6 protein-coding genes are annotated in these 7,306 nt (G+C 57.4%); all 6 read right to left on the bottom strand.

Going from position 1 to position 7,306, the window contains the following annotated elements; all coding sequences use genetic code 11:
* Window positions 1-1,000, bottom strand: a 1,000-nt coding sequence (locus JW937_09670) for a glycosyltransferase family 4 protein (GenBank protein ID MBN1587675.1), incomplete at its 3' end; no start/stop codon positions are given.
* Window positions 997-2,538, bottom strand: a complete 1,542-nt coding sequence (locus JW937_09675) for an O-antigen ligase family protein (GenBank protein MBN1587676.1) — start codon at window positions 2,536-2,538, stop codon at window positions 997-999. The genes JW937_09670 and JW937_09675, both read right to left, overlap by 4 nt.
* Window positions 2,535-3,734, bottom strand: a complete 1,200-nt coding sequence (locus JW937_09680) for a hypothetical protein (protein MBN1587677.1) — start codon at window positions 3,732-3,734, stop codon at window positions 2,535-2,537. Before JW937_09680 ends, JW937_09675 begins: the two co-directional genes overlap by 4 nt.
* Window positions 3,731-4,774, bottom strand: coding sequence for a polysaccharide deacetylase family protein (locus JW937_09685; protein ID MBN1587678.1), 1,044 nt, complete (start codon window positions 4,772-4,774; stop codon window positions 3,731-3,733). Before JW937_09685 ends, JW937_09680 begins: the two co-directional genes overlap by 4 nt.
* Window positions 4,771-6,903 carry a GNAT family N-acetyltransferase gene (locus tag JW937_09690; GenBank protein MBN1587679.1) on the bottom strand — a complete coding sequence of 711 codons (2,133 nt, stop codon included), beginning with the start codon at window positions 6,901-6,903 and terminating at the stop codon, window positions 4,771-4,773. The genes JW937_09685 and JW937_09690 overlap by 4 nt, the downstream gene beginning before the upstream one ends.
* The coding region (locus JW937_09695; protein MBN1587680.1) for a glycosyltransferase at window positions 6,900-7,306 on the bottom strand (407 nt) is incomplete at its 5' end. The genes JW937_09690 and JW937_09695, both read right to left, overlap by 4 nt.

The raw sequence follows: 7,306 nt of genomic DNA on the forward strand, positions 1-7,306 counted from the left end.
CTCCGGCGGCCATGGCCTCCAGAATGACATTGGGAATTCCGTCGCGGTCCCCGTTTGGCGCCACCACCGAAGGGAGCACAAAAACGGTGGAGCGGCTCAGGAGATTCTTGATCTCGGCCTGGGGCGTGGGCCCCAGAAGCTGGACATGGGATTGGAGCTGGAGATCGCGGATGCGGCCCTCGATCTCGCGTTTGAGCGGTCCGCCGCCCACAATGGCGCACTCAAAATCCAGGCCCCGGTCCCGGAGCCTGGAGCAGGCCTCCAGGAGATCCATATACCCTTTTTGAGGGACCAGGCGGCCGATGGAAAAGAGCAGGGGCCGCTCCAGACTCGTCCGCCTGGGCAAGTCAAAGGAGGCGGTGTCCAGACCGTGGTAACAGACGTGCACCTTTTCCACGAGTTCGCGGCCGTAGCTTTCCCAAAGATATTTTTTGTTGTAAGAGGTGCAGGTCAAAACACCGGTTGATTTGCGCAATTTTTCAGGCAGCATGGAATCGGCGAGGAAAATATCCCAGGCGTGGGCCGTGAAACTATAGGGAATATCCGTGAGCCGCCACAGCATGTAGGCGCAGGTGGTGGGCACCGTGGCCCAATGGGAATGGATGTGGGTGGCGCCCCAGCCCTGGATCTGACGCGCATAGGCGAGGAGCTTGGGGTAGACCAGAAGCGTTTTTGCAAGACCCACGGGTTCCTTCCACAACCATCGCACCGCAATACCCGGGTTTGAAATCAAACGCCAGGGCCTGTGGGTCAGAAACCAGAGCGCACTTTCCCAAATCTCTCTGGAAAAGAAAAAATTCTCATAGCGCGTGTGGAGCAAAAGCCGCTCCGACTCCGGGTGAATGATTTTGTCCTTGCAGGGTTTGAGCGAAAAGATGCGGTACTGGATCCCTTTTTCTCGGAGCTGCGTCATTTCGCGCGCGATAAAGGTCTCGTGCATCTCGGGGAATTGGCTCATCACAAAGGCGATACGGGGCCAGGGTTGCACGATGCGGCTCATCGCGGGGTCCTCCTGGGTTGGGGAGCAGGAGGCGTGTTGTGCGCAGCCTCCTGCTTTTCAAGCGTAATGGCGCGCATCACCAGGGCGGAAAGGATCCAAAAATATCCGGAGATTTCCATGCTGTGGAGCCGGGATCCGAACAGATTGCCGATCAGCACGCCGGCCAAGCCGGCCAACCAGCCCAGGGCCATGGATTTGATAAAGGGGTCTTTTGCGTGGTGGTACAAGTACCGGGTCTTCCACCAGATAATGAACAGGATCCAGAGGAAGATCAGTAAAGCGGGAATGCCCATCTCCCCTGCGATCAGAAGGTATTGATTGTGCGCGTCAATTGCGCCGCGCAAATCGGGGGCGTACTGCGGGATGTAATCGTCAAAGAGGCCGTAGCCTACCCCGGTCAGGGGGTAGTCCTGGATCATAAGGAATGCGCCTCTCCAGATCTTGAGCCGCGTATCGGCGCTGGCTTCCAGATCCGCCTGGGACTGGTCCACATAAGAGGTGGATTGTTTGTTTTGCCAAGTTTGGTCCATGCGATAGCGGATTCCCGAGGGCAGCAGAACCGGGTTGCTCATGGCGGCCACAATGTAAAATATCAGGATTCCAAAGATAATTTTGGAACGGAACCAAGTCAAGGCCATGCCGCCGCAGGCAAAGGCCAGGTAAGCCCCGCGGCTGAAAGTGACCATGATGCCGCGAAAGCACATGAGGAAAGGCACCAAGAGGCCCCAGGCACTGAGACGCTTGATGTTGGTAATCCAAAAGGCGGCCAGAAGAAACATGTAGTAACAAAAGAATGTGCCGAGAATATTCGGCTGCTCGGCAATCCCGCCGATTCTTGACTTTTCCAAGCTGGAAACCTGGCCCACATCGATGTAGTCCTTGATCGCCATGGCTGCCACCACCGTGACCGTAAACCCGATAATGAGCGTGAGGTGTTTGATGACCTTCTTGTTCCGGACGGTGTTGTAGACAATGTAGTAAATGAAAAGCGGATCCAGCCAGCGCTTGAGTTCGAAGATGTACCGGCTCAGATAATGGGAGCCAAAAGTGGAGGCCGCGGTGACCAGGGACAAGGCCCCGGCCATAGCAAATAGAAATACCGGTATGCCCAGCGGGGATTTGGTCCAAAACTTATTTTCCTTTTTCCTGCCTGTGGACAGCCAGCTGATGAGGAGGATGCCTACCAGAATATTGGTGAGATTCAGAGCAGTCACACCGCCTCCGAAGTCCCCGACAAGAACACGGTTAAAGGGCAAGTACACCGTGAGCGCGTAGACCGGGAGATTGGGGCTGCGGAAGGCGCTGATGAGCAGCCCTCCGATGCCCAGAGCTCCTGCCATCAGAAGGACGCCCTTGGGCAGCTGGGTTTCCTTTTCCACGAGAATGGCCAGACAGCAGACAATGGCCGCGAGAATTCCGAAAAGCTTGAGATCGACCTGGGTCTCCTCGGGAATGCGGTGGATCAGGGCCTTTCCGCGGGAAAGGGCGCGAGTTTGATCAAGCGGGCGTCTGGGGGGCCGGTGGCGCCTTGAATTCAATCCAGTCTCCCGTGGCGCCATCGCCATACAAAGCGGCGGAAGGCCACCCAGAAAGGCATGGGATCGCGCCAATCAAAATAGGCAAAAGCCTTGCGCCCGGGAAGCAGGGAACGAATCCATTGCCAGCGGGTGATCCACCCGCGTTTCTTGTAGACCCGGTAGGTGCCGTAATCCCCTTCAAACTGAATCCAGCGCACGCCGGCCCGGTATTTATCGGAGACGTTGAGCTCTTGTTCCAAGGCATCTTTGTACGCGATGAGCGGCAGTTCATAACCCGCGGCCACCAGCAAAGAGCCGAAAAGGATATGGCGCGCATTGGTTTCGATCAGGCAGAATTTTCCGTCCCGCTCGTCCCGCTTCATCTCAATATGGCCGATTCCCCGGTAGTTGATCTTTTTCAAAAAATTGATCGCCAATTCGCGGGCCTCGGGCTCCTCCACCGAAATCATCACGCTGGCCACTCCGTAGTCCGCAGGTGTTTGGCGCAGCTTGTGCACTACAATGCTGCCTTGCACCGTGCCCTTGCGGTCAATATAAGTGACCACGCCGTACAGGCTTTCCGGACCCCCGGGAATGAGTTCGGTGAGCATGACCTCCAGCCCGATCCGGTCCATCTCCTCCCAGTAGCGGATGGCCTCTTCGAGATTTTCAGCAGCGCAGAGTTTTTCCGCACGGTAGGGGTTTCCCGGGTGCTGGGACCAGAAATGGGAATACACAGGTTTGATGGCAACGGGGTAGCGCAGCTTGTCGGCATTGGCGCGGATTTCTTCCACTGATTTGGGAAAGAGGGTTTGAGGCAAAGGCATTCCCGCGGATTCGGCGAGTTCATGCCAAAGCTTCTTATTAGGGAAGGCCTCCATGAGCTCCGCGTCCGGTTGAACAAAACGATAGCGCTCCCCCAAGCGCTGGCGATTGCGTGACACAAAGAGTGCTGCCTCATCTCCGGCGGGCAGGAGAACTCCGCTAATCCCCTTGCGCGCGGGCTCTTTCATCAGAAAGTCCAGCCAAGCCCCGGGCTGCTCCTTGAGCGGAGGCATGACCACAGGCCGGCAGTACCGGGAACGCAGGGAGGGATTGGAGGCCACTGCGTCCAGTGCGACGCAGGGAATTCCGTGGTGGCCCAGGCATTGAACCATGCTCAGGCCGTTCGGGCTCATGCCCAGGATATACGCGGGGACTGGAGTGACTTGGCTCATTGTGATTCCTCCCGGGGCTTCCACAAAAGGGCCTCGGAAAACCTCAGCGTGTCCCAAGGGCCTGCATAGCGTCTGCCGATTAAGTAGGGGTCAGTTCCGGGCGGATTGTCCTTTTCCAGGACTGCGAGGGCCCAGGGAAAACCGGCCTCGTGTACCAGGGTCGGGGCGTGCTCGCCGATCTGATCCATTTCACCAAAAGGATAAGCAAATTCATTGACGGGTTCTTGTATGCAACTTTCCAGCACGCGCTTGGACTCTCGAATCTCCCACGCGGCATCCCCCACGCGCATTTTGGATAGCGGAGGGTGATTCACCGTGTGCGCGCCGATTGTAATTCCCAGTTTGTGAAGATCCCGCACCTGGTTCCAGTTGAGGATTTTGGCTTCCTCCCAAACCGTTTGCATGGGGACGCCCATATCCAGCCAGAACTTTTCAAGGGTGCGGCGGCAGAGTTCATTGGGCGACTTCTTCAGTTGTCCCAAAAACACCTTGGAGGATTGATAGCGTTCTTCCAAAGTGCCCATCTTGAATTTCCACCGGCGTCCGCCCAGATCGATTTCATAGCGCGTGCGTGCGGTGTGCTTGAAAAGATAACGCACCTGGTCTGTCCACAGGGCCTCCTGGCGCTGCATGCATCCGGAGGTGACAAAGACCGTGGCCGGAATCCCGTACTTGTTGAGAATGGGCGCGGCGACCTGCAGGTTGTCTTCATAACCGTCGTCAAAAGTTATGCCGATTTGCCGGAGGGTGGCCTTGCCCTCCTGCCAGAGGGGGATGAGCTTTTGCAGGGGCATGGGCTCATACCAGCGCTTGAGATAAGCCATCTGTTTTTCGAATTGGGCCGCCGGGACTGAGAGAACGCGGTCAAAATCATCCACTTGCGCTTTGATCCGGTGGTACATCAGAATCTTGAGCCCGCAAACCTTTTCCGCGCTGGCAGCCTGCCCCGCAGCGATGCGCTGGGCTTTAAAATCATTGAGCGCTCCTTTAATGCGCGGCTTGGCCGCTGAAGGCACGAATTGCTTTAATGTCTGAATCATGACTCCCCTTTCCTTCGCTTTACAAACCGATTGGCAAGGCCCGATAACCGGCCACGCAGCGTTCTGTTATGGACCCGGAGCTCGGCGTTGCGCCGCTCAGTCTGGGTCCAGTCATATTTGTAGGATTCGTCGCCCCGAAGCAGGTCTATTTCCTCCAATCCTCCGGTGATCGCTTCTTCGATTAAATTTCCAAAATGGATTTGAAAGACTCCCAGTTGACGGTACTCCGGATCAAATCCGGTTTGATAAGCGCATAATTGCTTGCCGGTTTTGAATCCGTACTGTATGGCCGCAGGCTTTCCGTCCACAGCCAAAGCGCTTAAATATAATTTGCCGGTGCGGGAGAGTTCGCGCGCGAGATCGAGGTGAAAACCCGCATAGGCCGGGTCCTCAAACTTGGAAGGGATTCCCTGCAGGGTCTTGCTTTGCGCATGCAAGACCCGGAGGGCCTGCATCCCCTCTTCCACCTGTGCGGGAGACTCAAAAGAGAGACTTTGGATTTTGTGTTCCCGTTCGATCTTTCTGCGCCGCCGCTTCACGTTCCGTTTCATATTATCACTGAGTGAGCCAAGATACTCGTCCCAGGTCTTGGGCAAGGCAATATAGGGACAGGCTTCGGCCATGGGGGCTTCCGAGACTTTGTAACCATGCCCTTCAAGACACTGAATAAAGACCCGAAGCGCCGGGTCCTCCTGAGGAAAGCCGCGCAGGTAAATGCTGTCCCAGTCCGCGGATTTGCTCCAGTAATCCGCCGCGCCTTCGGCGACCAAGGTTTCGTAACCGGGGCGGGCCAGAAATCCCAAATGATCGCTCGCCACATTGGCCCCGTCCCCCACAAAGCGAATCTGCCGCACTCCGGGAACGCCGGAGAGTCGCCCTTGCTTGAGATAGAAAGGCACGGCGCCCACCCATTGATCCTGATCAATGAAAACCAAGAGGCGGAGATCTTCCGGCGTGCCAAAATGTTTCCACCAGTTGGAGATCCAGGCCCAGGACAAAAAGAAGCGGTTCGCCCCGGCCTCGGAGTGGAGAGCCTCCCACTGGGACTTGATGGAGTCCGTGAGATGGCTTATCACCTGGAGTTCGGGTTTGCGGGGTCTCTGAGTTTTTGAAGCGCGGTCCGCGCGCGTTTGCCAATCGCGAATCAGACCCAATGAAAAGAGTGCGGGATGAACCTGGGCGGTGGGCAGGCGCAAGAGGGCCGTGGGATCTGTGTTTGGGGTGTTGACCCCTTCCTCGGTTGTGAAAGCGAGTTGGTATCCGGATTCCAGGACCAGGAGCTGAGTCTCCGCATTAAAGTCGGCGGCTCTGCCGTTCGGATAGCAGAAACTCAGAGGGAACCGGCCGGTTGCCTTCTCCACAGCCCGGCCGGATTCGAAAATCTCCGCGCGGGCTTGGGCTTCGGGGACTTGGCTGAGAATGGGGTGCGTGACCGTGTGCGCGCCGATGGCCATGCCCTCGGATGCGAGAGCCTTCACATCCTCCCAATCCAGCATCGGGGCCTCAGAGTTTGCGTCCGGTTTTGGGATCAAACGTTGGCGCAGGGTGTTCATGGCCTTCTCGCGTTGGGCATTGGGCAGGGTTTTTAGATAGGACTTGAGCGCATCCCGGGCTTGGATCCGGTCCTCTGCGGAAGAAAGAACCAGATCCCACTCCTTATTGCCCAGAGTCAGATGGAGAAATTCGCTGGAGCAGTCCTTGATCAGGAGCGTGAGCTCCTCGGTCCAAAGGTATTTGCCGGTGCCGATGCAATCGGTGGCCAGAAAAACCAGCCCCGGGACCCGGTAGCGTTTGAGCACGGGCCAGGCCAGGGTCCGGGTGTCCTTAAATCCGTCGTCAAAGGTGACGAGGACGGCTCCCTTGGGCAGAGGCTTTCCTTCTATATAATGGGCCGAGACCTCGGCCTCGGAGACAGGATGCCAGTGTTCGGCAAGATGGCGGATTTGCATCTCAAAATCGCGGACATGGGTGCCCGGAAAATAGGGGTCCGCCTTTTCAAAGAGGCGGTGGTACATGAGCACGGCCAAGTGCTGCGGCTTCTGTCCTTGAATCCATGTGCGCAAAAGGGAGGCGGCGCCTGCGCGTTCCAGGCCGGCGGCGGCCGAAGCCTTGAGTTTGCTTGGGTTCATGATCGGGCCTCCTCGAGCATTTGCTCGTAAATCTTTTCCAAGCCTCGCACAACCCTGGAGGTCTCGAAGATCTGCTCTACGCGTTTGTGTCCTGCCTCGCCCATGCGTTGGGCCAGGCCCGGATCCGACAGGAGTCGGTCCAGTGCCTCGGCCAGGGCCTGCGGATCGGACTTGGGGACCAGCAGGCCGGTGACGCCCTCTTCGATCACATCCGGAATGCCTCCGATGCGCGTGCCCACGCAGGGTTTGTTCAGGACCATGGCTTCGATCAGGACCCTGCCAAGGCCTTCGCTGTGTGAAGGCAAGGCTGCAATGTCCAGAGCCTGCGTCGCATCCGGGATATTGGCCTGCCATCCGGCAAATACGATGTGATTCTCAAGCTCGAGTTGGGCGGTCTTTTGGC

This window comes from Candidatus Omnitrophota bacterium (assembly GCA_016929445.1).
Lineage (GTDB): Bacteria > Omnitrophota > Gorgyraeia > JAFGIU01 > JAFGIU01 > JAFGIU01.

Coding starts and splice junctions, on each gene's coding strand:
- JW937_09690 (MBN1587679.1), bottom strand. CDS start 6,903: ATGAACCCAAGCAAACTCAAGGCTTCGGCCGCCGCCGGCCTGGAACGC.
- JW937_09685 (MBN1587678.1), bottom strand. CDS start 4,774: ATGATTCAGACATTAAAGCAATTCGTGCCTTCAGCGGCCAAGCCGCGC.
- JW937_09680 (MBN1587677.1), bottom strand. CDS start 3,734: ATGAGCCAAGTCACTCCAGTCCCCGCGTATATCCTGGGCATGAGCCCG.